The organism is Leclercia sp. EC_58 (assembly GCF_019584355.1).
In the GTDB taxonomy this organism is placed as follows: Bacteria; Pseudomonadota; Gammaproteobacteria; order Enterobacterales; family Enterobacteriaceae; genus Enterobacter.
The window spans coordinates 626,013-652,185 of record NZ_VDAM01000001.1 but is presented as its reverse complement, the minus strand read 5'-3'; the positions used below and the strand labels follow the sequence as shown (position 1 = coordinate 652,185).

General features: G+C 57.0%; 22 protein-coding genes. 12 read left to right on the top strand and 10 right to left on the bottom strand.

The window, feature by feature from the left end; all coding sequences use genetic code 11:
• Window positions 1-7 precede the first annotated feature (7 nt).
• From prmA to FHC51_RS03185, 9 genes are all read right to left on the bottom strand, one after another.
• Window positions 8-889, bottom strand: a complete 882-nt coding sequence (prmA, locus tag FHC51_RS03225) for a 50S ribosomal protein L11 methyltransferase (RefSeq protein WP_220434887.1) — start codon at window positions 887-889, stop codon at window positions 8-10.
• An 11-nt stretch (window positions 890-900) separates the two neighbouring features.
• A complete protein-coding gene (gene panF, locus FHC51_RS03220; protein WP_220434886.1) occupies window positions 901-2,352 on the bottom strand; it encodes a sodium/pantothenate symporter in 1,452 nt (483 codons plus the stop codon).
• Window positions 2,342-2,587 carry a YhdT family protein gene (locus tag FHC51_RS03215; RefSeq protein ID WP_103177239.1) on the bottom strand — a complete coding sequence of 82 codons (246 nt, stop codon included), beginning with the start codon at window positions 2,585-2,587 and terminating at the stop codon, window positions 2,342-2,344. Before FHC51_RS03215 ends, panF begins: the two co-directional genes overlap by 11 nt.
• A 109-nt stretch (window positions 2,588-2,696) precedes the next feature.
• Complete coding sequence (gene accC / locus FHC51_RS03210; RefSeq protein ID WP_114316561.1) at window positions 2,697-4,046, bottom strand: acetyl-CoA carboxylase biotin carboxylase subunit; 1,350 nt, start codon at window positions 4,044-4,046, stop codon at window positions 2,697-2,699.
• Window positions 4,047-4,056: 10 nt separating this feature from the next.
• Window positions 4,057-4,527: an acetyl-CoA carboxylase biotin carboxyl carrier protein gene (gene accB / locus FHC51_RS03205; RefSeq protein ID WP_103824968.1), complete on the bottom strand. Its 471-nt coding sequence runs from the start codon at window positions 4,525-4,527 to the stop codon at window positions 4,057-4,059.
• Window positions 4,528-4,549: 22 nt separating this feature from the next.
• Window positions 4,550-5,002 (bottom strand): type II 3-dehydroquinate dehydratase, encoded by a 453-nt coding sequence (gene aroQ, locus FHC51_RS03200; RefSeq protein ID WP_103824967.1) that lies wholly within the window; start codon window positions 5,000-5,002, stop codon window positions 4,550-4,552.
• 233 nt (window positions 5,003-5,235) lie between these two features.
• On the bottom strand, window positions 5,236-5,835 hold the full coding sequence (msrQ, locus tag FHC51_RS03195; RefSeq protein WP_103824966.1) for a protein-methionine-sulfoxide reductase heme-binding subunit MsrQ: 600 nt from the start codon (window positions 5,833-5,835) through the stop codon (window positions 5,236-5,238).
• Complete coding sequence (gene msrP, locus FHC51_RS03190; RefSeq protein ID WP_103824965.1) at window positions 5,836-6,837, bottom strand: protein-methionine-sulfoxide reductase catalytic subunit MsrP; 1,002 nt, start codon at window positions 6,835-6,837, stop codon at window positions 5,836-5,838. It lies immediately after the preceding gene.
• Between the two features lie 77 nt (window positions 6,838-6,914).
• Window positions 6,915-7,889: an MDR family oxidoreductase gene (locus FHC51_RS03185; protein WP_220434885.1), complete on the bottom strand. Its 975-nt coding sequence runs from the start codon at window positions 7,887-7,889 to the stop codon at window positions 6,915-6,917.
• Window positions 7,890-8,072: 183 nt separating this feature from the next.
• On the opposite strand from FHC51_RS03185, the gene csrD reads away from it, so the two are divergent.
• From csrD to tldD, 8 genes are all read left to right on the top strand, one after another.
• Window positions 8,073-10,013 (top strand): RNase E specificity factor CsrD, encoded by a 1,941-nt coding sequence (csrD, locus tag FHC51_RS03180; protein WP_220434884.1) that lies wholly within the window; start codon window positions 8,073-8,075, stop codon window positions 10,011-10,013.
• Window positions 10,014-10,293: 280 nt separating this feature from the next.
• Window positions 10,294-11,337, top strand: coding sequence for a rod shape-determining protein MreB (gene mreB, locus FHC51_RS03175; protein WP_000913396.1), 1,044 nt, complete (start codon window positions 10,294-10,296; stop codon window positions 11,335-11,337).
• 62 nt (window positions 11,338-11,399) lie between these two features.
• Window positions 11,400-12,416: a rod shape-determining protein MreC gene (mreC, locus tag FHC51_RS03170; protein WP_103177231.1), complete on the top strand. Its 1,017-nt coding sequence runs from the start codon at window positions 11,400-11,402 to the stop codon at window positions 12,414-12,416.
• A complete protein-coding gene (gene mreD, locus FHC51_RS03165) occupies window positions 12,416-12,904 on the top strand; it encodes a rod shape-determining protein MreD (protein ID WP_103177230.1) in 489 nt (162 codons plus the stop codon). Before mreC ends, mreD begins: the two co-directional genes overlap by 1 nt.
• Before the next feature lie 9 nt (window positions 12,905-12,913).
• On the top strand, window positions 12,914-13,507 hold the full coding sequence (locus FHC51_RS03160) for a nucleoside triphosphate pyrophosphatase (protein ID WP_220434883.1): 594 nt from the start codon (window positions 12,914-12,916) through the stop codon (window positions 13,505-13,507).
• The gene (gene rng / locus FHC51_RS03155) at window positions 13,497-14,966 is read left to right on the top strand and encodes a ribonuclease G (protein ID WP_103177228.1); all 1,470 of its coding nucleotides are present in this window, start codon (window positions 13,497-13,499) and stop codon (window positions 14,964-14,966) included. Before FHC51_RS03160 ends, rng begins: the two co-directional genes overlap by 11 nt.
• A gap of 42 nt (window positions 14,967-15,008) precedes the next feature.
• Window positions 15,009-18,806 carry an AsmA2 domain-containing protein YhdP gene (gene yhdP / locus FHC51_RS03150; RefSeq protein ID WP_220434882.1) on the top strand — a complete coding sequence of 1,266 codons (3,798 nt, stop codon included), beginning with the start codon at window positions 15,009-15,011 and terminating at the stop codon, window positions 18,804-18,806.
• A gap of 86 nt (window positions 18,807-18,892) precedes the next feature.
• The gene (tldD, locus tag FHC51_RS03145) at window positions 18,893-20,338 is read left to right on the top strand and encodes a metalloprotease TldD (RefSeq protein ID WP_220434881.1); all 1,446 of its coding nucleotides are present in this window, start codon (window positions 18,893-18,895) and stop codon (window positions 20,336-20,338) included.
• Window positions 20,339-20,373: 35 nt separating this feature from the next.
• Here tldD and aaeR read toward each other — a convergent pair whose 3' ends face one another.
• Window positions 20,374-21,297, bottom strand: coding sequence for an HTH-type transcriptional activator AaeR (gene aaeR, locus FHC51_RS03140; protein ID WP_114316568.1), 924 nt, complete (start codon window positions 21,295-21,297; stop codon window positions 20,374-20,376).
• 177 nt (window positions 21,298-21,474) lie between these two features.
• On the opposite strand from aaeR, the gene aaeX reads away from it, so the two are divergent.
• The 4 genes from aaeX (at window position 21,475) to FHC51_RS03120 (ending at window position 26,132) form a co-directional block, all read left to right on the top strand.
• Window positions 21,475-21,678 carry a p-hydroxybenzoic acid efflux pump operon protein AaeX gene (aaeX, locus tag FHC51_RS03135; protein ID WP_032614553.1) on the top strand — a complete coding sequence of 68 codons (204 nt, stop codon included), beginning with the start codon at window positions 21,475-21,477 and terminating at the stop codon, window positions 21,676-21,678.
• A 7-nt stretch (window positions 21,679-21,685) separates the two neighbouring features.
• On the top strand, window positions 21,686-22,618 hold the full coding sequence (aaeA, locus tag FHC51_RS03130) for a p-hydroxybenzoic acid efflux pump subunit AaeA (protein WP_114388365.1): 933 nt from the start codon (window positions 21,686-21,688) through the stop codon (window positions 22,616-22,618).
• A 5-nt stretch (window positions 22,619-22,623) separates the two neighbouring features.
• Window positions 22,624-24,591, top strand: coding sequence for a p-hydroxybenzoic acid efflux pump subunit AaeB (aaeB, locus tag FHC51_RS03125; RefSeq protein ID WP_220434880.1), 1,968 nt, complete (start codon window positions 22,624-22,626; stop codon window positions 24,589-24,591).
• A gap of 86 nt (window positions 24,592-24,677) precedes the next feature.
• On the top strand, window positions 24,678-26,132 hold the full coding sequence (locus tag FHC51_RS03120) for an NAD-dependent succinate-semialdehyde dehydrogenase (protein WP_103824956.1): 1,455 nt from the start codon (window positions 24,678-24,680) through the stop codon (window positions 26,130-26,132).
• The last annotated feature ends 41 nt before the right edge of the window (window positions 26,133-26,173 follow it).

Here is a 26,173-nt window from a genome sequence, read left to right as displayed (position 1 = left end):
GGCAGGATTACTTCTTACAACCGGTAATACGGCACCACTCCTCTTTCTCAACCACCGGGTCGAGAGCGAAAAGATCGGCGTAGGCTTCGCATACGCTTTCTGCCTGGCTGGCAAGGATACCGGAAAGGCCCAGCAGACCGCCCTCAACGGGCAGCACGCTGATTAACGGTGCCAGCTCACGTAACGGGCCTGCCAGAATGTTCGCGACCACCACGTCCGCTTTCATGGCTTGCGGCTGGTCATTCGGCAGATAGAGTTCAAGACGATCGGAGACACCGTTGCGTTCGGCGTTATCGCGACTGGCCTGAATCGCCTGCGGATCGATATCGATCCCAATCGCTTTTGCCGCACCCAGCTTCAGGGCCGCGATGGCGAGGATCCCGGAACCGCAGCCAAAGTCGATCACCGCCTTGCCATCCAGATCCAGGCTATCCAGCCACTGCAGGCACAGAGAGGTGGTCGGGTGAGTACCGGTACCAAACGCCAGGCCCGGATCGAGCATCACGTTTACCGCATTTTCATCCGGCACGTCGCGCCAGCTCGGGCAGATCCACAGACGCTTACCGAACTGCATCGGGTGGAAGTTATCCATCCACTCGCGCTCCCAGTCTTTGTCCTCCAGCTGTTCAATCTTGTGCGCAAAACCGGCGCCCAGCAGCGGATGATTTTCCAGAATCGCGACCACTTCAGCCATATCAGTTTCGGCGTCAAACAGGCCGATGACGTCGGTATCGCCCCAAAGACGCGTTTCACCCGGCAGCGGTTCAAACACTGGCGTGTCATGCGTGTCCTGGAAAGTGATGGAGACCGCTCCGGCCTCCATCAGCGCATCGCTCATCTCTTCGGCGTTAGCGCCGGTCGTATTCAGTTTTAATTGGATCCACGGCATGGCAAAACTCTTTATTTATCAGTAGAAATGACGACGCTCTGTGGAGCGGGATGACCGAAACGGTTCCCTACCACAAACGCCAGCAAACTTAGCAGTAACGAAGGCACAATCGGATGGAAGCCCAGGTACTGAATCTTAAAGGTGGCGAGCACGGCATAGAGTACGCCGCCGACAATCATCGCGCTCAGGGCACCGGCCGCGTTGGCACGCTCCCAGTAGAGCCCCAGCACCAGCGGCCAGAGGAACACTGCTTCCAGGCCACCAAACGCCAGCAGGTTGAGCCAGATGATCATCTCAGGCGGCTTCCATGCGGCCAGCAGCAGTAACGCGCCCAGCGCCAGGGTGATGACGGCAGACATCCGCTTCAGGTGTCGCTCGTTGGTCATCTGATCCGGGCGCATGTTCAGGTAGAGATCTTTAATGATCGTAGCGGAACTTTGCAGCAGCTGGGCGTTAATTGTCGACATGATCGCCGCCATTGGCGCGGCGAGGAAGATCCCGGCAGCAAACGGCGGCAGTACTTTCACCATCAGGGTAGGGATCACCAGATCCGGCACGGTTAAGTCAGGTATCACCGCCCGGCCCAGCGCGCCCGCAAGATGCATACCGAACATCAGGATCGCCACCACGACAGTACCGATGACAATCCCGCGGTGTACCGCCTTGCTGTCTTTATAGGAGATGCATCGCACGGCGGTATGGGGTAAACCAATCACCCCGAAGCAGACCAGCACCCAGAAGGAGGTCATAAAGGTTGGCGACAGAATGTCGTCCGCACCCTGCGGCGAAACCAGTTTCGGATCGATGGCCTGCAATGTCTCCACCGCGTGGCTTAACCCGCCCGCGGCATGCACCACGCCCACCAGCAGCACAAGGGTGCCGACCAGCATCACCATGCCCTGCAGCGTGTCATTGAGCACGCTGGCGCGGAAGCCGCCAAAGGCGGTATAGAGCGCAATACTGACCCCAAAAATCAGCAGACCCGTTTCATAGGGAATACCGGCTGCGGTTTCAAGCAGGCGCGCACCGCCGATAAACTGCACGGTCATAGCCCCCACGAAGGCCACCAGCAGGCTCAGGCTGGCCAGCCAGACCAGCAGGCGGCTCTGGTAGCGGGCAAAGAGCATGTCATTGAGGGTGACGGCATTATAGCGACGCGCCAGGATAGCGAATTTCTTCCCCAGAATGCCCAGCGAGAGCCAGATGGCGGGGAGCTGGATCATCGCCAGCAATACCCAGCCCAGCCCATATTTATAGGCCGCACCCGGACCGCCAATAAAGGAGCTGGCGCTGATATAGGTGGCGGTCAGGGTCATCGCCAGCACAATACCGCCCATCGAGCGGCTGCCAAGAAAATACTCGTTCAGGAATGTGCCCGTTGTCCGTTTGCGCATGGCGTAAACAGAGAGGCCAAAAACGATAAAAAGATACGCGACGAGGGGCAGGATCACTTCAAGCTGCATTATCGTCATCCTCCAGCGGAATATCGCGATAGATGAATTTCACCATCGCCCAGCAGAGCAGAATAAACACCAACGGGATTAGCAGGCAGGCCATCTCAAACCAGTGGGGCAGTCCGGTGATCCCGATTGCAGAGCCAGGTAAGTAAGCGGCCACTAACCATGCCGCGAGATAGAGAAGGGTTAACCACAGCGCCCAGCGCGCTTCTTTATGGGCCTGAACAAAACGTTTGTCCATTTTTTGTCCCTTGTGGAAAAAGAAAGCGGGGATTGTACCTTATGGGGCCTGGCGATCCCCAGAAATAAAAAAAGGCCGGATTAACCGACCTTTTTACGCTTATGCAGGCTTATTTCTCGTTGAGACCAAGTTTTTTCTCCAGATAGTGGATGTTGGTCCCACCATGCTGGAAGTTCTCGTCGCTCATGATACGCATCTGCAGATCAACGTTAGTTTTAATACCGTCGATGATCAGCTCCTGCAGGGCATTCTTCATGCGGGCAATCGCCACGTCACGGGATTCGCCGTAGCAGATCAGCTTGCCGATCATTGAGTCATAGTACGGCGGTACGGTGTAACCGGCGTAGATATGAGACTCCCAACGCACACCAAAACCACCCGGCGCGTGGAAACGCGTGATTTTACCCGGGCTTGGCAGAAAGGTGTTCGGGTCTTCGGCGTTGATACGGCATTCTACCGCATGGCCTTTAACCACAACTTCTTCCTGCTTGATGGAGAGCGGCTGGCCCGCAGCGATACGCAGCTGCTCTTTGATCAGGTCAACGCCGGTGATCATTTCGGTAACCGGGTGTTCAACCTGAATACGGGTGTTCATCTCGATGAAGTAGAACTCGCCGTTTTCGAACAGGAACTCGAAAGTACCCGCTCCGCGATAGCCGATATCCACACAGGCTTTGGCGCAACGCTCGCCGATGTAGCGACGCAGCTCCGGCGTGATGCCTGGTGCTGGTGCCTCTTCAACCACTTTCTGGTGACGACGCTGCATGGAGCAGTCACGTTCTGCCAGATAGATTGCGTTACCCTGACCGTCTGCCAGCACCTGAATTTCGATGTGGCGTGGGTTTTCCAGGTACTTCTCCATGTAGACCATGTCGTTGTTGAACGCGGCTTTCGCTTCCGCTTTGGTCATGGAGATAGACTGAGCCAGTTCGGCATCGCTGCGCACAACGCGCATACCGCGACCGCCGCCGCCGCCGGACGCTTTGATGATAACCGGGTAGCCAATGCGTTTCGCATGGGCGCGGTTAGCATCCATATCGTCGCCCAGTGGGCCGTCGGAACCTGGTACGGTCGGTACGCCCGCTTTCTTCATTGCGGTGATCGCAGACACTTTATCGCCCATCAGACGAATGGTGTCAGCTTTCGGGCCGATGAAGATAAAGCCGGAGCGTTCAACCTGCTCAGCAAAGTTGGCGTTCTCAGAGAGGAAGCCATAACCCGGGTGAATAGCCACCGCGCCGGTGATCTCAGCGGCGCTGATGATTGCCGGGATGTTCAGATAGCTTTTGACGGACGGAGCCGGGCCAATACAGACCGTCTCATCCGCCAGTAATACGTGTTTCAGATCGCGGTCCGCGCTTGAGTGCACAGCGACGGTCTTGATGCCCAGCTCTTTACAGGCACGAAGGATGCGCAGGGCAATCTCGCCACGGTTAGCGATAACAATTTTATCCAGCATGTTCGCCTCGTTACTCGATGACGACCAGCGGCTCGTCAAATTCAACCGGCTGACCACTTTCGACCAGAATCGCTTTCACAGTACCTGACTTGTCTGCTTCGATCTGGTTCATCATTTTCATGGCTTCAACGATGCACAGGGTATCGCCCACGTTAACTTTCTGGCCCACTTCGATGAACGCTTTCGCGTCCGGGCTCGGGGTGCGGTAGAAAGTACCAACCATTGGGGAACGTACGATGTGGCCACTGATTTCAGCTGCTGCTGGCGCTTCCATTGCTGGAGCCGCTGCTGGCGCGACAGCGTTAGACAGCGCTGGCTGCTGCATCATTGGCGCAGCATAAGCCTGTTGCATAACCGGGAAGCCTGCGTTTGGCGCTGCACGGCTGATGCGTACAGACTCTTCGCCTTCAGAAATTTCCAGTTCGGAGATGCCTGATTCTTCAACCAGCTCGATCAGTTTTTTAATCTTACGAATATCCATGAGTGGGTTCCGTACTCTTTGTTTAGTGTGATTGTGACAGGCGTTTTACCGCTGTCTGTAAAGCGAATGAATAACCGTCAGCCCCCAGTCCACAGATGACGCCAGTGGCGATATCCGACAGGTAGGAGTGGTGGCGGAACGGCTCCCGCGCATGCACGTTGCTGAGGTGGATCTCAATAAATGGGATGCTCACTGCCAGCAGCGCGTCGCGAATAGCAACACTGGTGTGCGTAAACGCGGCCGGATTGATCAGGATATAGTCAGTCTTGTCTTTAGCCTGATGAATGCGGTCGATGAGTGCGTACTCCGCGTTCGACTGAAAATGGTCAAGTTCCACATTGAGCGCCGCGGCTTCGCTACACAGACGATTAACAATATCGGTGAGCGTCAGCGTGCCGTACTTCTCGGGTTCACGGGTGCCGAGCATATTCAGGTTCGGTCCGTTCAAAACTAAGATGTGAAACTTGTCAGCCATTGTGCCGCTATCTCCTGCGATTCTCCGGTAAAAAACAAAATATACCTTCGATGCGCGATTGTCACCCTTTCAGGCCATGAAAAACCCGTCGGGAAAACCAAAGTGGCACATTATAACGATTTCGTAGCATTTGGCAGCTAAATACTGGTCTTATCAGGGAAGATTATCAACAGGATTCGGATAAATACCCGGGAAGGTTAAACGATCTGCGGCAACAGGCACGTTTTCGTGCACTATCGCCACCATTGGCGAAACTTCTTATAACGCCATGCCAGAAGCCCCACTGCCAGCAGCGCGTAGATGATGGGCTGTGGCGAGAGAATTTTCACTGACCAAAGGTAGTGGATGGGTGCCAGGATCGCGACAAGATAAACGAAATTATGCAGAAGTTGCCAGCGCCTTCCCAGTTTTCGCTGGGCGAACTGGGTAGAGGTGAGGGTTAACGCCAGTAAAATCACCCAGCTGACGATCCCGAGCGTCAGGTATGGACGAGTCACCAGTTCGCTCCCCAGCAGGGCCAGATTGTTGATGCCCAGTTCCAGTAACGCATAGCTGGTGAGGTGTAACGTCGCCCAGGCGAAGCACCAGAGCCCCAGAAGGCGACGGGTGCGGATCAGCAGCGGCTGTTTTGCATAGCGCGCCAGCGGTGAAACCAGCAGCGTCGCCAGTAAAAACTTTAGCGCGGTCCGGCCGGTAAAGTGCTGGATATCTTTGGCCGGATCGGCGCTAAACCCGCCATGACTGGCGGCCCAGAAAAGCCATATAAAAGGAAGTAACCCCGCAAGATGCAGGGCGACTTTCAGCCAGGTAATCTGTTTTGCCGTCAGACGCACTTAGAAAAACTCCTTTAAATCGAGGCCGCGGTAGAGCGAGGCCACCTGGTCAGCATAGCCGTTAAACAGCAGCGTCGGCTGGCGTTTGACGTCCAGCGCGCCACCTGAGCCTATAAAGCGCTCGGTAGCCTGCGACCAGCGCGGGTGATCCACATGCGGGTTCACGTTGGCGTAAAAACCGTACTCGTTTGGTGCGGCAAGGTTCCAGGTGGTAGGCGGACGCTCGCGGGTCAGCTTGATGCTGACAATCGATTTGATCCCCTTGAAGCCATATTTCCACGGCACGGTCAGGCGGATGGGCGCGCCATTTTGCGGTGGCAGGGCTTTACCGTACACGCCGACGGTAAGCAGCGTCAGCGGGTGCATGGCCTCGTCAATCCGCAGCCCTTCCACGTAAGGGTAATCGAGCCCGCCGCCAATAAACCGGTCTTTCTGCCCGGGCATGATCTCCGGGGCGTAAAGGGTCTGGAAAGCGACATACTTCGCGTTGCTGGTGGGCTCTACCAGCGCCAGCAGTTTATGCAGCGGAAAACCTATCCACGGCACCACCATCGACCAGGCCTCAACGCAGCGCATACGGTAAATTCGCTCTTCCAGCGGAAAACGATTAGTCAGGTCGTCGTAATCAAGGGTCAGCGGTTTTGCCACTTCGCCGTCGATTTTCAGCGTCCAGGGATTGGTCTTCAGGCTGCCGGCGTTGGCGGCAGGATCGGCTTTATCGAGGCCAAACTCATAGAAGTTGTTATAGCCCGTCACTTTCTCTTCAGGCGTCTTCGCAAGCTGGCTTTGCCACTGGGCAGGCTGGGTAAAGGTGAGCGGTTTTCCGGGTGGCGCTTTTGGGCGATCGTTGCCTTTGAACCAGTCCAGCAGGTCGGCCTGGGCGAGGGGCGAAAGGGTCAGCGCACCAGCGCCGATCCCCAGCATCTTCAGGATCTGGCGGCGCTTGAGCATAAAAACGGATTCCGCGGTGATATCGGCTTCCGTCAGGGGTTTCACTTTCATGGCATCCTCCGTCATGCATTTTTCTAAGCATGACGGAGGAGCGGGGTTAAAGCGAATATGTCACGAAAATTTGAAGATTACGCCAGCTTCACCAGGGTACGGCCCTGGATCTGGTTATTGATGATCTTCGCGGCATACTCTGGCGCCTGTTCAAGGCTAATCTGGGTGGCGCTTTGATCATAGAAGGCGGCCGGCAGATCGCGAACCAGTCGCTCCCAGGCCTGGGCACGGCGCTCTGGCGGGGTCATCACGGAATCGACACCCTGCAGACGGATGTTGCGCAGAATAAACGGCATCACCGTGGTCGGCAGGGCAAAACCGCCCGCCAGGCCGCACGCCGCCACGCAGCCGCCGTAGTTCATCTGCGCCAGCACTTTCGCCAGCACTTTGTCGCCCACGGTATCAATGGCTCCGGCCCAGATCTGTTTCTCCAGCGGGCGGGTCTCAGCGAACTCGTCGCGGCCCAGAATGCGGTTCGCGCCCAGGGAACGCAGATAGTCATGGGTGCTTTCACGGCCGGACACCGCCGCCACCTGATAGCCCAGCTTATGCAGCAGGGCAACCGCTGTACTGCCCACGCCGCCGCTGGCACCCGTTACTACCACTTCACCCGATTCAGGACGCACTCCGGCCTCTTCCAGCGCCATCACGCAGAGCATCGCGGTAAAACCGGCGGTACCGATAATCATCGCTTTCCGGCCATCCAGCCCTTGTGGCATGGGCACCAGCCAGTCGCCGTTGACGCGCGCCTGCGCCGCCAGCCCACCCCAGTGGTTCTCGCCCACGCCCCAGCCGGTCAGCAGCACCTGCTGGCCGGCATGAAAACGTGGGTCTTCGCTTGAGTGCACACGTCCCGCAAAGTCAATACCTGGAACCATTGGGAAATTACGGATAATTTTTCCGGTGCCCGTAATGGCAAGGGCGTCTTTATAGTTAAGGCTGGACCAGTCGATGTCTACGGTCACGGCCCCTTCAGGCAGGCGGCTCTCCTCGATAGATTGCACTGACGCAAGAGTTTTGCCTTCCTGCTGTTCTAAGATCAAAGCCTGCATACGATTCCTTACTCAGCATGATGATTGGAAAAAATTTTTTGAAGACTATACTCGCTCATTGACATGCAATGCCGATTTAACGCAATAAATTGCCAGATACACCGGATTTGGTAGTATGCCGATGCCGTATTGCAAGTTAGTACTTACTTGCTATCCTCACCAACTCACGGAGTAATCTCAAGGATGCGATTATCGACGAAGTTCTCCGCTTTTATCTCCTTGCTTACCGGATTGACCATTTTTGTCACCTTTATCGGCTGCTCGCTCAGTTTTTATAATGCGATTCAGGGGAAGCTGGCGAACCGCGTTCACTCTGTGGCGGCAGTGATTGATTCCCGCCTTGTCAGCACACCCTTTCCAGAACTTTCCCGTCAGCTGGATGAGCTGATGGCTCCGGTGGATATCATGCGGGTGGAGATTAAGCAGGGCGGCAACCTCCTTTTAAGCCACACCGGGCATACGCATTACCGGCAGGCGGGTTCACCTCCACAGCAGCTCGAACTCACCGTCCACTCCCTGAAAAACCCCGGTATAACGATAAGCCTGGTCTATCTGGACCCCATGACCAGTTATTTTCGTTCATTGATGACCACCGCCCCGCTGACGGTAGCGGTGATTTTCATCGTGGTGCTGATCTTCCTGGCCGTGCGCTGGCTGCGGCGTCAGCTCGCGGGACAAGAGTTACTGGAGTCGCGTTCCACGCGGATCCTCAACGGTGAACGCGGCGCGCAGGTGCGTGGCTCGGTCTATGAGTGGCCCTCACGTACCAGCAGCGCGCTGGACGTTTTGCTGTCCGAAATTCAGTTCGCCAGTGACCAGCGCAGCCGGATAGACACCCTGATCCGATCCTATGCCGCCCAGGACAATAAAACCGGCCTCAATAATCGTCTGTTCTTTGATAATCAGCTGGGCACTTTGCTGGAAGATCAGGAGAACGTGGGCACACATGGGGTGGTGATGATTATCCGTCTGCCGGACTTCGATCTGCTGAAAGATAACTGGGGCCGGGCAGTGGCAGAGGAGCAGCAGTTTACGCTCATTAATATGCTCTCCACCTTTATCATGCGTTACCCCGGCGCGCTGCTGGCACGCTATCACCGCAGTGATTACGCCGTATTGCTGCCGCACCGCACCCTGAAAGAGTCTGAAAGCATTGCCGGGCTGCTGTTGAAATCGGTGGATGCGCTCCCCCCCAGCAAAATGCTCGATCGTGATGATATGGTGCATATCGGCATTTGTGCCTGGCGCGGCGGGCAGACCACCGAACAGGTGATGGAGCATGCGGAAGTCGCTACCCGCAACGCGGTCCTTCAGGGGGCGAACGGCTGGGCGGTTTATGATGACTCCCTGCCAGAAAAAGGACGCGGCAACGTGCGCTGGCGAACCTTAATCGAGCAGATGCTTACCCGCGGCGGGCCGCGGATTTATCAAAAACCGGCAGTGTTGACCAGTGGCAAGGTCCATCATCGGGAACTGCTCTGCCGGCTCTTCGATGGCAATGAAGAGGTGGTATCGGCGGAGTTCCTGCCGATGGTCCTGCAGTTTGGCCTCTCTGAAGAGTACGACCGTCAGCAGATATCGCGATTGATGCCATTCTTATCCTACTGGCCTGAAGAGAACCTGGCGCTGCAGGTGACGGTGGAGTCCCTGATCCGCCCGCGTTTCCAGCGCTGGCTGCGCGATCTGCTGATGCAATGTGAAAAATCGCAGCGTAAACGGATTATTTTTGAACTTGCAGAGGCGGATGTTTGTCAACACATCAGTCGGTTACAGCCGGTCGTTCGGCTCATCAACGCATTGGGTCCGCGCGTCGCGGTGACGCAGGCGGGTTTAACGCTGGTCAGCACCAGCTGGATCAAGGCGCTGGAGGTAGAGCTACTGAAGCTGCATCCGGGGCTGGTAAGGAATATCGAAAAGCGCACAGAAAACCAGCTGCTGGTACAGAGCCTGGTGGAAGCGTGCAAAGGAACGCAAACGCGTGTATTTGCTACAGGTGTACGCTCGCGAACGGAATGGCAGACATTGACAGAGCGCGGCGTGACAGGGGGCCAGGGGGATTTTTTCGCGGCCTCTCAGCCTCTTGACAGCAATGTGAAAAAATATTCGCAAAGATACTCTGTTTAACCTGCCGTTTGGTGAGTTTTCACGTAGAATATCGCGCCTGTAGCGTGATGTATGACGAGCAAAAAGACAGTGAACGACCTTTAACGGGTTACAAATGTACGTGAGGAATACTGCTGTTTTCTCAACCCTGAGGGAGTCAGGCGACGATTTGTAACAAAGGAAACGTGCTGCACTAATTTTCACCGTAGCAGGCGATTTTTGCGCCTTGTCGCTGCTGCGTGTGGTTGGTAAAGTAAGCGGATTTTGTTTTCCGCCCCAGCTTTCAGGATTATCCCTTAGTATGTTGAAAAAATTTCGTGGCATGTTTTCCAATGACCTGTCCATTGACCTGGGTACCGCGAATACCCTCATTTATGTAAAAGGACAAGGCATCGTACTGAATGAGCCTTCAGTTGTGGCCATTCGTCAGGATCGTGCTGGTTCACCGAAAAGCGTAGCGGCTGTAGGCCATGACGCTAAGCAGATGCTTGGCCGTACGCCGGGTAATATCGCTGCCATTCGTCCGATGAAAGACGGCGTTATCGCTGACTTCTTCGTGACCGAGAAAATGCTTCAGCACTTTATCAAGCAAGTGCATAGCAACAGCTTTATGCGTCCGAGTCCACGTGTTCTGGTGTGTGTGCCGGTTGGCGCGACCCAGGTTGAACGTCGTGCTATTCGTGAATCCGCTCAGGGCGCTGGTGCGCGTGAAGTCTTCCTGATTGAAGAACCAATGGCTGCGGCAATCGGCGCGGGTCTGCCGGTTTCCGAAGCAACCGGTTCCATGGTGGTGGATATCGGTGGCGGTACCACTGAAGTGGCCGTTATCTCCCTGAATGGTGTGGTTTATTCCTCCTCCGTACGTATCGGTGGCGACCGCTTTGACGAAGCCATCATCAACTACGTTCGCCGTAACTACGGCTCTCTGATCGGTGAAGCCACCGCAGAGCGTATCAAGCACGAAATCGGTTCTGCTTATCCGGGTGATGAAGTTCGCGAGATCGAAGTTCGCGGCCGTAACCTGGCAGAAGGGGTTCCGCGTGGCTTTACCCTGAATTCCAATGAAATCCTCGAAGCGCTGCAGGAGCCGTTAACCGGTATCGTCAGCGCCGTCATGGTTGCCCTCGAGCAGTGCCCGCCGGAACTGGCTTCCGATATCTCCGAGCGCGGTATGGTTCTGACCGGTGGTGGTGCGCTGCTGCGTAACCTCGACCGCCTGTTGATGGAAGAGACAGGAATTCCTGTCGTAGTTGCAGAAGATCCACTGACTTGCGTAGCCCGTGGCGGCGGCAAGGCGCTGGAAATGATCGACATGCACGGCGGCGACTTGTTCAGCGAAGAGTAGTCAGGTGTGAAAGGGTAGCGGATGGCTACCCTTTCTCTCTGACGCGAGAGTACGCATAGCCTATGAAGCCAATTTTTAGCCGTGGCCCGTCGCTACAGTTTCGCCTCATCCTTGGGGTGTTGGTAGCGCTTGGTGTCATTATTGCCGATAGCCGCCTCGGTACGTTCAGCCAGATCAGAACGTACATGGATACCGCCGTCAGTCCTTTCTATTTTGTATCAAATGGTCCCCGTGAATTACTCGACAGCGTCTCGCAAACCCTGTCCTCACGCGATCAACTCGAACTTGAAAACCGCGCGTTACGACAGGAACTGCTGCTGAAAAACAGCGAACTGCTGATGCTGGGCCAGTACAAGCAGGAGAATGCCCGTCTGCGCGAGCTGCTGGGCTCTCCGCTGCGTCAGGATGAGCAGAAGATGGTGACCCAGGTGATCTCCACCGTTAACGATCCGTACAGCGATCAGGTGGTCATCGATAAAGGCAGCGTTAATGGCGTCTACGAAGGCCAACCTGTTATCAGCGATAAAGGCGTCGTCGGCCAGGTGGTGGCTGTTGCCAAGCTTACCAGCCGCGTATTGCTGATTTGCGATGCGACCCATGCGTTGCCGATCCAGGTTCTGCGTAACGACATCCGCGTGATTGCCGCCGGTAACGGCTGTACGGACGATCTGCAACTGGAACATCTGCCGGCGAATACCGATATTCGTGTGGGTGACGTACTGGTGACCTCCGGTCTCGGCGGGCGTTTCCCGGAAGGGTACCCGGTTGGGGTGGTCTCCTCCGTGAAGCTGGATACTCAGCGCGCGTATACGGTGATTCAGGCACGTCCTACCGCGGGCTTGCAGCGTCTGCGCTATCTGCTGCTGTTGTGGGGCGCCGATCGTAACGGTAGCAACCCCATGACGCCGGAAGAGGTGCACCGCGTGGCAAACGAGCGTCTGATGCAGATGATGCCGCAGGTTCTGCCTGCGCCAAACTCCATGGGGCCGCCGGCACCAGTCCCTGCGCCAGCGACAGGGCTGACCCAGCCACCGCCTGATGCGCCGCCGCCACCGCAACTCTCTCCGGGAGGGCAATAGTGGCAAGCTACCGTAGCCAGGGACGCTGGGTTATCTGGCTCTCGTTTTTGATCGCGCTGTTGCTGCAAGTCATGCCCTGGCCGGACGACATTCTCGTTTTCCGGCCAAACTGGGTGCTGCTGATTTTGCTCTACTGGATCCTCGCTCTGCCGCACCGCGTAAATGTGGGCACAGGTTTTGTGATGGGTGCCATACTGGATCTGATCAGTGGCTCGACGCTTGGCGTACGCGCACTTTCCATGAGTATCATCGCATACCTGGTCGCACTGAAATATCAGCTCTTTCGTAATCTGGCGCTCTGGCAACAGGCGCTGGTGGTGATGTTGTTATCCATGGCCGCGGATATCATTGTTTTCTGGGCAGAGTTTTTAGTGATCAACGTCTCTTTCCGTCCGGAAGTGTTCTGGAGTAGTGTAGTAAACGGTGTGCTCTGGCCATGGTTATTCCTGTTGATGCGTAAGGTCCGCCAGCAATTTGCCGTGCAATAAAAGGTTTCTATGACGTCTTTATATCTCGCTTCCGGCTCCCCGCGCCGTCAGGAGTTGCTCACGCAGTTGGGTCTCTCTTTTGAATGTATCGTTACCGGCATTGAGGAAACACGGGCTGAGGGCGAAAGCGCTCAGCAGTATGTCTCTCGCCTGGCGCGGGAGAAAGCGCAGGCTGGCGTGGCGCAGGTGCCGCGCGATTTACCGGTGCTGGGCGCAGATACCATCGTGATCCTTAACGGTGAAGTCCTCGAGAAACCTCACGACGGCGAGCATGCCTTCAGGATGCTGCGCAAATTGTCCGGACAAACGCATCAGGTGATGACCGCCGTCGCGCTGGCTGATCGCCAGCACGTGCTCGACTGTCTGGTTGTCACCGATGTCACGTTCAGAGTACTCACAGATGAGGATATCGCCGGTTATATCACCAGCGGTGAACCTATGGATAAAGCAGGTGCATACGGTATTCAAGGGTTGGGTGGCTGTTTTGTCAGGAAGATCAATGGCAGCTATCACGCCGTAGTCGGCTTACCGCTGGTGGAAACGTATGAGTTGCTGAGCAATTTTAACTCACTGCGTGAGGGAAGGGATAATTATGACGGCTGAATTGTTGGTAAACGTAACGCCATCGGAAACCCGTGTGGCCTATATTGATGGCGGCATTCTTCAGGAAATCCATATTGAGCGCGAAGCGCGACGCGGAATAGTAGGCAATATCTACAAAGGTCGTGTCAGTCGTGTACTACCGGGTATGCAGGCGGCATTTGTAGATATTGGACTCGATAAAGCGGCATTTTTACACGCCTCAGATATCATGCCGCACACCGAATGCGTGGCGGGAGAAGAGCAGAAGCAGTTTACCGTCCGTGATATCTCCGAGCTGGTGCGTCAGGGCCAGGATCTGATGGTGCAGGTGGTGAAAGATCCGCTGGGCACCAAAGGGGCGCGCCTGACCACCGACATCACCTTACCCTCCCGTTATCTGGTCTTTATGCCTGGCGCGTCACACGTTGGCGTCTCCCAGCGTATCGAAAGCGAAAGCGAGCGCGAACGGCTGAAAAAAGTCGTCAGTGCTTACTGCGATGAGCAGGGCGGCTTTATTATTCGCACCGCCGCAGAGGGGATTAGCGAAGAGGATCTGGCCTCGGATGCGGCCTACCTGAAACGCGTCTGGACCAAAGTGATGGAGCGTAAAAAACGCAACCAGACCCGCTGTCAGCTGTACGGCGAACTGGCACTGGCCCAGCGTGTCCTGCGCGACTTCGCCGATGCTCAGCTCGATCGCATCCGCGTCGACTCCCGTCTGACCTATGATGCGCTGCTCGAATTCACCGCTGAATACATTCCTGAAATGCCGGGCCTGCTGGAGCACTACACCGGCAAACAGCCCATCTTCGATCTCTACGACGTTGAGAACGAAATTCAGCGCGCGCTGGAGCGTAAAGTCGAGCTGAAGTCCGGCGGCTATCTGATTATCGATCAGACCGAAGCGATGACCACCGTGGATATCAACACCGGGGCGTTTGTCGGGCATCGCAATCTGGACGACACCATTTTCAACACCAATATTGAAGCGACGCAGGCCATTGCGCGTCAGCTTCGTCTGCGCAATCTGGGTGGCATCATCATCATCGACTTTATCGATATGAGTAACGAAGACCACCGCCGTCGCGTGCTGCATTCGCTGGAGCAGGCGCTGAGTAAAGATCGCGTGAAAACCAGCATTAACGGCTTCTCCCAGCTTGGGCTGGTAGAAATGACCCGCAAGCGCACCCGTGAAAGCGTGGAGCATGTGCTGTGTAACGAGTGCCCAACCTGCCATGGTCGCGGCACGGTGAAGACGGTAGAGACGGTTTGCTACGAGATCATGCGTGAGATCGTGCGCGTGCATCACGCCTACGACTCCGACCGTTTCCTGGTCTATGCTTCTCCTTCGGTGGCGGAAGCCCTGAAAGGGGAAGAGTCACACGCTCTGGCGGAAGTGGAAATCTTTGTCGGCAAACAGGTAAAAGTACAAATCGAGCCGCTCTATAATCCGGAGCAGTTTGACGTGGTGATGATGTAAAACGCAGCGTGCTGCGAGAAAACGGCTGACAAGGAGAGACGCGTGAGGCGATTGCCGGGGATTTTACTGCTTACAGGGGCAACGCTGATAGTGATTGTCGCGCTGCTGGTAAGCGGGCTGCGTCTCGTATTGCCGCATCTGGACAACTGGCGCCCGCAGCTGCTGGCGAAGATCGAATCCGCGACGGGCATGCCCGTCGCGGCCAGCCAGCTCAACGCGAGCTGGCAAAATTTTGGCCCGACCCTGGAAGTGCGCGACATCAACGCGCAGCTAAAAGATGGCGGCCACGTTAAGATTAAGCGTGTGACCCTGGCGCTGGATGTCTGGCAAAGCCTGCTGCATCTGCGCTGGCAGTTTCGCGATCTCACCTTCTATCAGCTGCAATTTCTGACCAACACCCCGCTGCGCAGCGACGATCAGGGCGAAGGCTTCGAAGCCAACCGCATCAGCGATCTCTTCCTGCGCCAGTTCGATCATTTCGATCTGCGCGACAGCGAGATTAGCTTTATCACCCTTTCCGGGCAGCGTGCCGAGCTGGCGATCCCCCAGTTAACTTGGCTCAACGGCAAAGAGCGCCATCGCGCTGAAGGCCAGGTCAGCCTCTCCAGCCTGAACGGACAGCACGGCGTGATGCAGGTGCGTATGGATCTGCGTGACGACAATGGCCTGCTGAATAACGGTAAAGTGTGGATGCAGGCCGACGACGTGGATGTCAAACCCTGGCTGGGAGAGTTGCTGCAGCAGGACATGCAGCTCGAAACCGCGCGCTTTAGCATTGAAGGCTGGATGACTCTCACCAACGGCCAGTTCGCCAGCGGCGATCTCTGGCTTAAGCAGGGCGGCGCCACCTGGCCGGGGGAAACGCGTCAGCATCAGCTCTCTGTGGATAATCTCACCGCCCATGTGACCCGTGCCAATGAGGGGTGGCAGTTCGCCATTCCGGATACCCGCATCACCCTGGATGACAAAGCCTGGCCACGTGGGGCGCTGTCGCTGGCCTGGATCCCGGCGCAGGATGTGGGCGGCGTTAACAGTAAACGCAGCGATGAACTGCGCATTCGCGCCAGCAATCTGGAGCTGTCTGGCCTTGAGGGGCTGCGGACCATTGCGGCGAAGCTCTCTCCGGCGCTGGGCGAAGTCTGGCAGGCCACCCAGCCGGTGGGGGCGATCAACGCCCTGGCACTGGATATTCCGCTGCAGGCAACAGAAAAAACCCGCTTCAACATTGCCTGGACCGATCTCGCCTGGAAGCAGTGGGAGATGTTGCCGGGCGCCGAGCATTTTAGCGGCACGCTGGAAGGCAGCATGGAAGATGGCCGTCTGGTAGCCCATATGCGTGATGCGAAAATGCCGTATGAAACGGTTTTCCGCGCGCCGCTGGAAATTGAAAAAGGGACCGCCACCCTCCACTGGCTGAAGAACGAGAAGGGTTTCCAGCTCGACGGGCGCGACATCGACGTGAAAGCCAAAGCGGTGCATGCCCGGGGAGATTTCCGCTATTTGCAACCGGCGGGCGATGAGCCCTGGCTGGGGATCCTGGCGGGCATCAGCACCGACGACGGCTCACAGGCCTGGCGCTATTTTCCTGAAAACCTGATGGGTAAAGCGCTGGTGGACTATTTGAGCGGGGCCATTCAGGGCGGGCAGGCGGACAGCGCCACCCTGGCGTATGGCGGCAACCCGCATCTGTTCCCCTACAAGCACAACGAAGGGCAGTTCCAGGTGCTGGTGCCGTTACGCAACGCCACCTATGCCTTCCAGCCTGGCTGGCCAGCGCTGAAAAACCTCGATATTGAACTCAATTTCATCAATGACGGCTTGTGGATGAAAACCGACGGCGTGGCGCTGGGCGGTGTGAAGGCCAGCAACCTGACGGCGGTGATCCCCGATTATTCAAAAGAAAAACTGCTGATCGACGCCGATATCAACGGGCCTGGAAAAGCCGTTGGGCCCTATTTTGACGAGACGCCGTTAGATGATTCGCTGGGCGCCACGCTCCAGCAGCTACAGCTGGATGGCGATGTGAATGCTCGCTTACATCTGGATATCCCGCTGGACGGCACCATGACCACCGCAGAAGGCGACGTCAGGCTGAAAAATAACAGCCTGTTCATCAAGCCGCTGAACAGCACATTGAAAAACCTGACCGGTCAGTTCAGCTTCGTGAATGGCGATCTGAAAAGCGGGCCGCTGACCGCAAACTGGTTCAGCCAGCCGGTGAAGATGGATTTCTCCACCAACGAGGGCGAGAAAGCCTACCAGGTGGCGGTCAATATGGATGCCAGCTGGCAGCCTTCGCGAATGGATGTGCTGCCCAAAGTGGTCAGCCAGTCCCTTGAAGGCCGTTTACCGTGGAACGGCAAAGTCGCGATCGATCTGCCTTATCGTGGCACCCCGCATTACAAAGTGGACATCAGCGGCGACCTGAAAAGTATCAGCAGCGATCTGCCTTCGCCCCTGAACAAGCGCGCAGGCGAGCCGCTGCCGGTGAAGCTGAATGTCGACGGGGATCTCAACAGCTTTACCCTGACCGGCAACGCCAGCGGGACAAATCACTTTAACAGCCGCTGGCTGCTGAACCGCAAGCTGACGCTGGATCGCGCCATCTGGACCACCGACAGCCGCACCCTGCCGCCGCTGCCGGAGCAGGCGGGTATAGAGCTCAATCTCCCGCCGATGGACGGGGCAGAATGGCTGGCGCTTTTCCAGCGCGGGGTGGGACAAAATGTGGATGAAGCGGCGCAGTTCCCGCAACACATCACGGTACGCACGCCAGCGCTGACGTTGGGCGGGCAGCAGTGGAATAACCTGAGTATTGTCTCGCAGCCCACCCTCAACGGTTCGAAAATCGATGCCCAGGGACGGGAGATCAACGCCAGCCTGCTGATGCGTGATACCGCGCCGTGGCAGGCGCAGATCCGCTATCTCTATTACAATCCGGCCTCCGTCACCACCGGGACAAGCAATAACGTCTCGCCGTTATCCAGTACCTCACGAATCGATTTTAGCGGCTGGCCTGACCTACAGCTGCGCTGCGCCGAGTGCTGGCTCTGGGGGCAGAAGTATGGCCGGATTAATGGCGATTTCACCATCAAGGGCGATACCCTGACTCTGGCGGGCGGGTTGATTGATACCGGCTTCGGGCGCCTGACCGCCAACGGCGAATGGGTGAACGGCGTCCGCGAGAAGCGCACCTCCCTGAAGGGGCAAATTAAGGGCAACAAGCTGGATGCCGCCGCTAACTATTTTGGCGTCACGACCCCGATTCGCGGTTCATCGTTTGATGTCGATTACGATCTGCACTGGCGCGACATGCCCTGGAAGCCTGACGAAGCCTCGCTGAACGGCATTCTGAAAACGCGGCTGGGGAGAGGTGAAATCGCCGATCTCAGCACCGGCCATGCAGGGCAACTGTTGCGCTTACTCAGTTTCGATGCCCTGCTGCGCAAGCTGCGCTTTGACTTCAACGATACCTTTAATGAAGGCTTCTACTTCGACTCGATCCGCAGCACCGCGTGGATCAAAGATGGCGTATTGCACACCGACGACACGCTGGTGGACGGGCTGGAAGCCGATATCGCTATGAAAGGCTCTGTTAATCTGGTGCGTCGTGAGCTGGATATGGAAGCAGTGGTGGCGCCGGAAATTTCCGCCACCGTCGGCGTGGCGGCGGCCTTTGCCGTTAACCCGATTGTCGGCGCGGCCGTGTTTGCCGCCAGCAAAGTGCTGGGGCCGCTGTGGAGCAAAGTCTCTATTCTGCGCTATCACATCACCGGCCCGGTGGATAAACCGCAGATTAATGAAGTGCTGCGTCAGCCACGCAAAGATGCACAGCAATGATTTGACGCGGGCAATTAATTGCCTCACTCTCAATAGATAAGATCTTAGATACGTCCTGTGGACGGCAACGAACGAGTAGCAAAACGATGAGTCTGAACCTGGTAAGTGAACATCTGCTGGCAGCGAACGGCCTGAGCCATCAGGACCTGTTTTCCATTCTTGGTCAACTGACCGAACGCCGTCTCGACTACGGCGATCTCTACTTTCAGTCGAGCTATCACGAATCCTGGGTTTTAGAAGACAGCATCATCAAAGATGGCTCGTATAACATCGACCAGGGCGTCGGCGTACGTGCCATTAGCGGTGAGAAAACCGGTTTTGCCTATGCGGACCAGGTTAGCCTGACCGCGCTGGAACAGAGCGCGCAGGCAGCCCGCACCATCGTGCGCGAAAGCGGCGATGGCCACGTGAAAACTCTGGGCGAAGTGCAGCACTCTGCGCTCTATACCAGCGTCGATCCGCTGCAAAGCATGAGTCGTGAAGAGAAGCTGGATATCCTGCGCCGGGTGGACAAAGTCGCACGGGCGGAAGACAAGCGCGTGCAGGAAGTCTCGGCCAGCCTGAGCGGCGTGTATGAGCTGATTCTGGTGGCGGCAACCGACGGCACCCTGGCCGCCGACGTGCGTCCGCTGGTGCGTCTCTCCGTCAGCGTGCTGGTGGAAGAGGATGGCAAACGCGAGCGCGGCTCCAGCGGCGGCGGCGGTCGTTTCGGTTATGAATGGTTCCTCAATCCGGTGGATGGCGAAGTGCGTGCCGACGCCTGGGCGAAAGAGGCGGTGCGCATGGCGCTGGTTAACCTCTCTGCCGTGGCGGCGCCTGCGGGTACGCTGCCGGTGGTGCTGGGTGCGGGCTGGCCTGGCGTACTGCTGCACGAAGCGGTAGGCCACGGTCTGGAAGGTGACTTCAACCGCCGCGGCACTTCTGTATTCAGCGGTCAGGTAGGGGAGCTGGTGGCCTCTGAACTCTGTACCGTAGTGGATGATGGCACCATGACCGACCGTCGTGGCTCGATCTCCATCGACGATGAAGGCACGCCGGGCCAGTACAACGTGCTGATCGAAAACGGCATCCTGAAAGGCTATATGCAGGACAAGCTGAATGCGCGCCTGATGGGCGTTGCGCCAACCGGCAATGGCCGTCGCGAATCCTATGCGCACCTGCCGATGCCGCGTATGACCAACACCTATATGCTGGCGGGTAAATCCACGCCGCAGGAAATTATCGAATCCGTTGATTATGGGATCTACGCCCCGAACTTCGGCGGTGGCCAGGTGGATATCACCTCCGGTAAATTTGTCTTCTCAACCTCAGAAGCCTATCTGATTGAGAAGGGCAAAGTGACCAAAGCGGTGAAAGGCGCCACCCTGATTGGCTCCGGCATCGAAGCGATGCAGCAGATCTCAATGGTGGGTAACGATCTGAAGCTGGATAACGGCGTCGGTGTCTGCGGTAAAGAGGGGCAGAGCCTGCCGGTGGGCGTCGGCCAGCCAACCCTGAAAGTGGATAACCTGACCGTCGGCGGTACTGCGTAATCTTGTCATCCTGACCCTCTCCCCGCGGGAGAGGGTTACTCCTTCCTTCCCCGCATCTCCTGAAACAGCGTCGCCACCTGCACAAAATAGTCCGTCAGATAGTTAATGCACACCTGCACCTTCAGCGGCAGCTTGTCCTTTTGGGTATAGACCGCGTACACCGGGCGCGGATCCGACTGATAGCGCGGGAAGAGGATCTCCAGCTCGCCGCTGTTGATCTCGTTGATCACCCACATCAGCGGCACATAGGCGATCCCGGCTCCGGCCACCAGCCAGCGGGAGATGGTCATCGGATCGTTAGTCACAAAACGCCCCTGCGGCAGCAGCTTTGTTGACAAACCCTCTGGTGCAGTCAGCTCAAATTCATTATCCGGGCGCACGCTGTACTCCAGCCAGGCGTGATTGCTGAGGTCCGCCGGTTTTTCCGGGATCCCCGCTCTGGCGAGGTACTTTTTCGCCGCGCACACCACCATCGGCATGCTCCCCAGACGACGCGAAAAGAGGCTCGAATCCTGCAAAGCCCCGACGCGGATCACCACATCCAGGCCATCGGCAATCAGATCCGGGGCGGGAATACCAGTGACCAGATTAACCGTCAGCCCCGGATACTCCTGCAACATCTCGGCGGTCATTTCAGCCAGGACATTTTGTGCCATAGTTGAAGAGCAGCCGATGCGCAGCGTGCCGATGGGGGTGTTATTGAAAGCGTAGAGTTGCTCATGCACCGACTGGGCTTCATACAACATTCGCCGACAGCCCTGGTAATAGATTTTCCCGGCCTCCGTCAGGCCGAGACTGCGGGTGCTGCGGTTGAGAAGCTTTACCTGGAGGTCATCTTCCAGTTTGGCAACGGTCTGGCTGATAGAAGAGACGCTCATCTGTAGTTGCCTGGCCGCGGCGGTAAAAGAGCCCAGCTCAACGACTTTGGCAAAAACTGACATCCGTTTTAGACGTTCCATTATTCACTCTGGCTTAAAAGTGATTTAGATCACATATGATAGATAACAGCATAACAGTTACGCTAATATATTATTAATACATTATAGCTACGCCACTCTCGCCCGGCTTTTCTGGCCACTTCTGCGGTGGTGTACGCTGAATAATTCTTTCGCCTGCTCGCTCTAATCAAGGTCAACATGAGTCTGTTTCCCGTTATCGTGGTGTTCGGTTTGTCGTTCCCACCGATATTCTTCGAACTGCTTTTATCACTGGCGATTTTTTGGCTGGTGCGAAAGGTGCTGGCTCCAACCGGGATCTATGATTTCGTCTGGCACCCTGCATTGTTCAATTCCGCGCTCTATTGCTGCCTGTTCTATCTGGTATCGCGCCTGTTTGTTTGAGGTAGATGTGAAAACACTAACAAGAAAAGTCTCCCGTACCGCCATTACGCTGGCACTGGTCATCCTCGCGTTCATCGCTATTTTCCGCGCGTGGGTTTACTACACCGAATCACCGTGGACGCGTGATGCGCGCTTTAGCGCCGACATCGTCGCCATCGCCCCGGATGTGGCGGGGCTTATTACCGCCGTCAATGTGCATGATAACCAGCTGGTCAAAAAGGACCAGGTGCTGTTCACCGTTGACCAGCCTCGTTACCAGAAAGCCCTGGAACAAGCGGAAGCGGATGTCTCCTATTACCAGGCGCTGGCCGCGGAAAAACGCCGCGAGGCAGGGCGGCGTAATAAGCTGGGGGTGCAGGCGATGTCCCGTGAGGAGATTGACCAGTCCAACAACGTGCTGCAAACCGTACTGCATCAGCTGGCGAAGTCCGAGGCCACGCGCGATCTGGCGAAGCTTGATCTCGAGCGTACCGTCATCCGCGCCCCGTCCGATGGCTGGGTGACCAACCTCAACGTCTATACCGGTGAATTTATTACCCGCGGCTCCACCGCCGTGGCGCTGGTGAAACAGCACTCCTTCTATGTACTCGCCTATATGGAAGAGACCAAACTGGAAAACGTCCGTCCGGGTTACCGGGCGGAGATCACCCCGCTTGGCAGCAACCAGGTGCTGAAAGGTACCGTCGACAGCATAGCGGCAGGGGTGACCAACTCCAGCGCCACCCGCGACAGCAAAGGGATGGCGACCGTCGATTCCAATCTGGAGTGGGTGCGTCTGGCGCAGCGCGTGCCGGTGCGTATTCGTCTGGATGAGCAGCAGGGCGACCTGTGGCCAGCGGGTACGACGGCGACGGTGGTGATCACCGGTGAGAAAGACCGGGATGCCAGCCACGACTCGCTGTTCCGCAAAATTGCCCACCGTCTGCGCGAGTTTGGTTAATCGCCATGGGTATCCTTTCCATCGCCAATCAGCACCTGCGCTTCGCGATTAAGCTGGCCTTCGCCATTGTGCTGGCGCTGTTTGTCGGGTTCCACTTTCAGCTGGAAACGCCCCGCTGGGCGGTGCTGACGGCCGCGATTGTTGCCGCCGGCCCGGCCTTTGCGGCGGGTGGCGAACCTTACTCCGGCGCCATCCGCTATCGCGGGATGCTGCGTATTGTCGGCACCTTTATCGGCTGTATTGCCGCCCTGACCATCGTGATCCTGATGATCCGCACCCCGCTGCTGATGCTGATGGTGTGCTGTATCTGGGCCGGTTTCTGCACCTGGATCTCCTCTCTGGTGCGGGTGGAGAACTCCTACGCCTGGGGCCTTTCCGGCTATACGGCACTGATCATTATCATCACTATTGAGGCCAACCCGCTGTTGACGCCGCAGTTTGCCGTTGAGCGCTGCAGTGAGATCGTGATGGGGATCGTCTGCGCGATCGTAGCGGATCTGCTGTTTTCTCCCCGCTCGATCAAACAGGAGGTGGATCGCGAACTGGATGCGCTGATCGTTGCCCAGTATCAACTCATGCAGCTCTGCATCGAGCATGGCGATAGTGAAGAAGTGGATAATGCCTGGAGTGCGCTGGTACGCCGTACCACCGCACTGGAAGGGATGCGCAGCAACCTCAATATGGAGTCGTCGCGCTGGTCGCGGGCAAACCGCCGCCTTAAGGCGCTTAATACCGTCTCCTTAACCCTGATCACCCAGGCCTGTGAAACCTATCTGATCCAGAACACGCGCCCCGAGGCGATCACCGGGACCTTCCGGGAGCTGTTTGCCACCCCCGTTGCCACCGTTCAGGACGTGCATAAACAGCTCAAACGCATGCGCCGGGTCATCGCCTGGACCGGCGAACGCGATACGCCAGTCACCATCTATACCTGGGTTGGCGCGGCGACGCGCTACCTGCTGCTCAAACGTGGCGTGATCGGTAATACCAAAATCAGCGCCACCGAAGAGGAGGTGTTGCAGGGGGAAGTGGTGGTGAAAGCCGAGTCGGCGGAACGTCACCATGCGATGGTTAACTTCTGGCGCACCACGCTGGCCTGTATGCTGGGTACGCTTTTCTGGCTCTGGACCGGCTGGACCTCTGGCAGCGGTGCGATGGTGATGATCGCGGTGGTCACCTCGCTGGCGATGCGTCTGCCTAATCCCCGGATGGTGGCACTCGATTTTCTGTATGGCACGCTGGCGGCGCTGCCGCTTGGCGCCTTCTATTTCCTGGTGGTTCTCCCGTCGACCCAGCAAAGCATGCTGTTGCTCTGTCTGAGTCTCGCGGTTATGGCCTTCTTTATTGGTATCGAGGTGCAGAAGCGACGCCTCGGATCGCTGGGGGCCCTGGCCAGTACCATCAATATTCTGGTGCTGGATAACCCGATGACCTTCCACTTCAGCCAGTTTCTCGACAGCGCGCTGGGGCAGATTGTCGGCTGCTTCCTGGCGATGATGGTGATCCTGCTGGTGCGCGATAATTCCCAGGTCAGAACCGGACGCGTACTGCTGAACCAGTTCGTTTCTGCTGCCGTTTCCGCGATGACCACTAATACCGCCCGGCGTAAAGAGAACCATCTGCCTGCGCTCTATCAGCAACTCTTTTTACTACTGAACAAGTTCCCGGGCGATATCGCGAAATTCCGCCTGGCCCTGACGCTGATCATCGCCCACCAGCGTCTGCGCAACGCGCCGATTCCGGTTAATGACGATCTCTCCGCCTTCCACCGCCAGCTGCGCCGTACTGCCGATCATGTGATTTCGGCGTCCAGCGACGACAAGCGCCGACGCTACTTCACGCAGCTGCTGGCGGAGCTGGATATCTATCAGGAAAAACTGCGTATCTGGGAGGCGCCGCGACAGGTGACCGAACCGGTGCAGCGGCTGGTGGGCATGCTGCATCGTTACCAGAATGCCCTGACCGACAGCTGATCCTTCCGAAAACCGACGCCATAAGCGTCGGTTTTTTGTGACTATACTTATTCGGGCAAGTACTTAAACCCAGAATGGGAGGATACATGACTACCCAGTCTCTTCAGGATAGTGCGCTATTTCAGACCGGATATTTAGTCGATGGCGTATGGAAAACGCTCGATACCACATTCGATGTACTTAACCCGGCGACCGGGGCGGTAGTAGCCCAGGTGGCAAAAGCAGGCAAGAAAGAGACCGAAGAGGCCATCGCTGCCGCAAGCCGGGCTTTCCCGGCCTGGCGTGCCAGAACCGCTAAAGAGCGTTCGGCCATCCTCTATCGCTGGTATGAATTAATCATTGAAAACAAGCAGTGGCTTGGCCAGCTGATGACCACCGAGCAGGGCAAACCGCTGAAAGAGGCGGAAGGGGAAGTGGAGTACGCGGCCAGTTTCATCCAGTGGTTTGCCGAGCAGGCCAAACGCGCCAACGGCGAAATCATCCCTCCTGTTAAACCCGGCTCCCGCATTCTGGCCACCCGTGAACCGGTTGGCGTGGTGGCGGCTATCACGCCGTGGAACTTCCCGATGGCGATGCTGACCCGCAAGCTGGGCCCGGCACTGGCGGCAGGCTGTACCGGTGTGATAAAACCGGCCAATAACACGCCGTTGAGCGCCTTTGCGCTGCTCACTCTGGCTAAAAAAGCGGGTGTCCCGGACGGCGTACTCAACGCAGTGGCCGGAAATACCGCTGAGATAAGCGACGCGATCATGTCCAGCCCTGAGGTGCGCAAAATCTCCTTTACCGGCTCGACGGCGGTGGGCAAAACCCTGATGCGCAATGCCGCCGAGACCATGAAAAAAGTCTCAATGGAGCTGGGCGGGAATGCGCCTTATATCGTCTTTGACGATGCCGATATCGATGCGGCGGTGAAAGGGGCGATTGCCAATAAATTCCGTAACGCGGGTCAGGTCTGCGTCAGCGTTAACCGCTTCTATATTCAGGAGTCGGTGTATGAGGCGTTTGTCAGCAAACTCGTGGCTGCCGTGAACGACTTAAAAGTGGGTGACGGTCTGGAAGAGGGGACCGTTGTCGGGCCGTTGATTGAACCCGCCGCAGTGAAAAAAGTGCGTGAACATGTGGAGGATGCGGTCGCCAAAGGAGCCACGGTGCTGGCGGGCGGCAAAGCCCATGCCCTCGGCGGCAACTTCTGGCAACCGACGGTATTGGGAAACTGTCATGAAGGGATGGCGCTTGCCAGCGAAGAGACCTTCGGACCCGTGGCGGCCTGCTTCCGTTTCACCTCCGAAGAGGAGGTAATTCAGCGTGCCAACAATACGCCGTTTGGCCTGGCTGCCTATTTCTATACTCAGAATTTGCAGCGGGTGTTCCGCGTTTCGCAAGCCATTGAGAGCGGGATGATCGGCATAAACGAGTGCGCGGTATCCACGGAGCTTGGGCCTTTTGGCGGGGTGAAAGAGTCGGGGCTGGGCCGCGAAGGGTCAGTACTGGGACTGGAGGAGTTCCTGGAAGTGAAAACCCTGCATATCGGGGGATTATAATCGACGGGGCGGCAGAAGCCGCTCACCTGGACGGGGTGGCT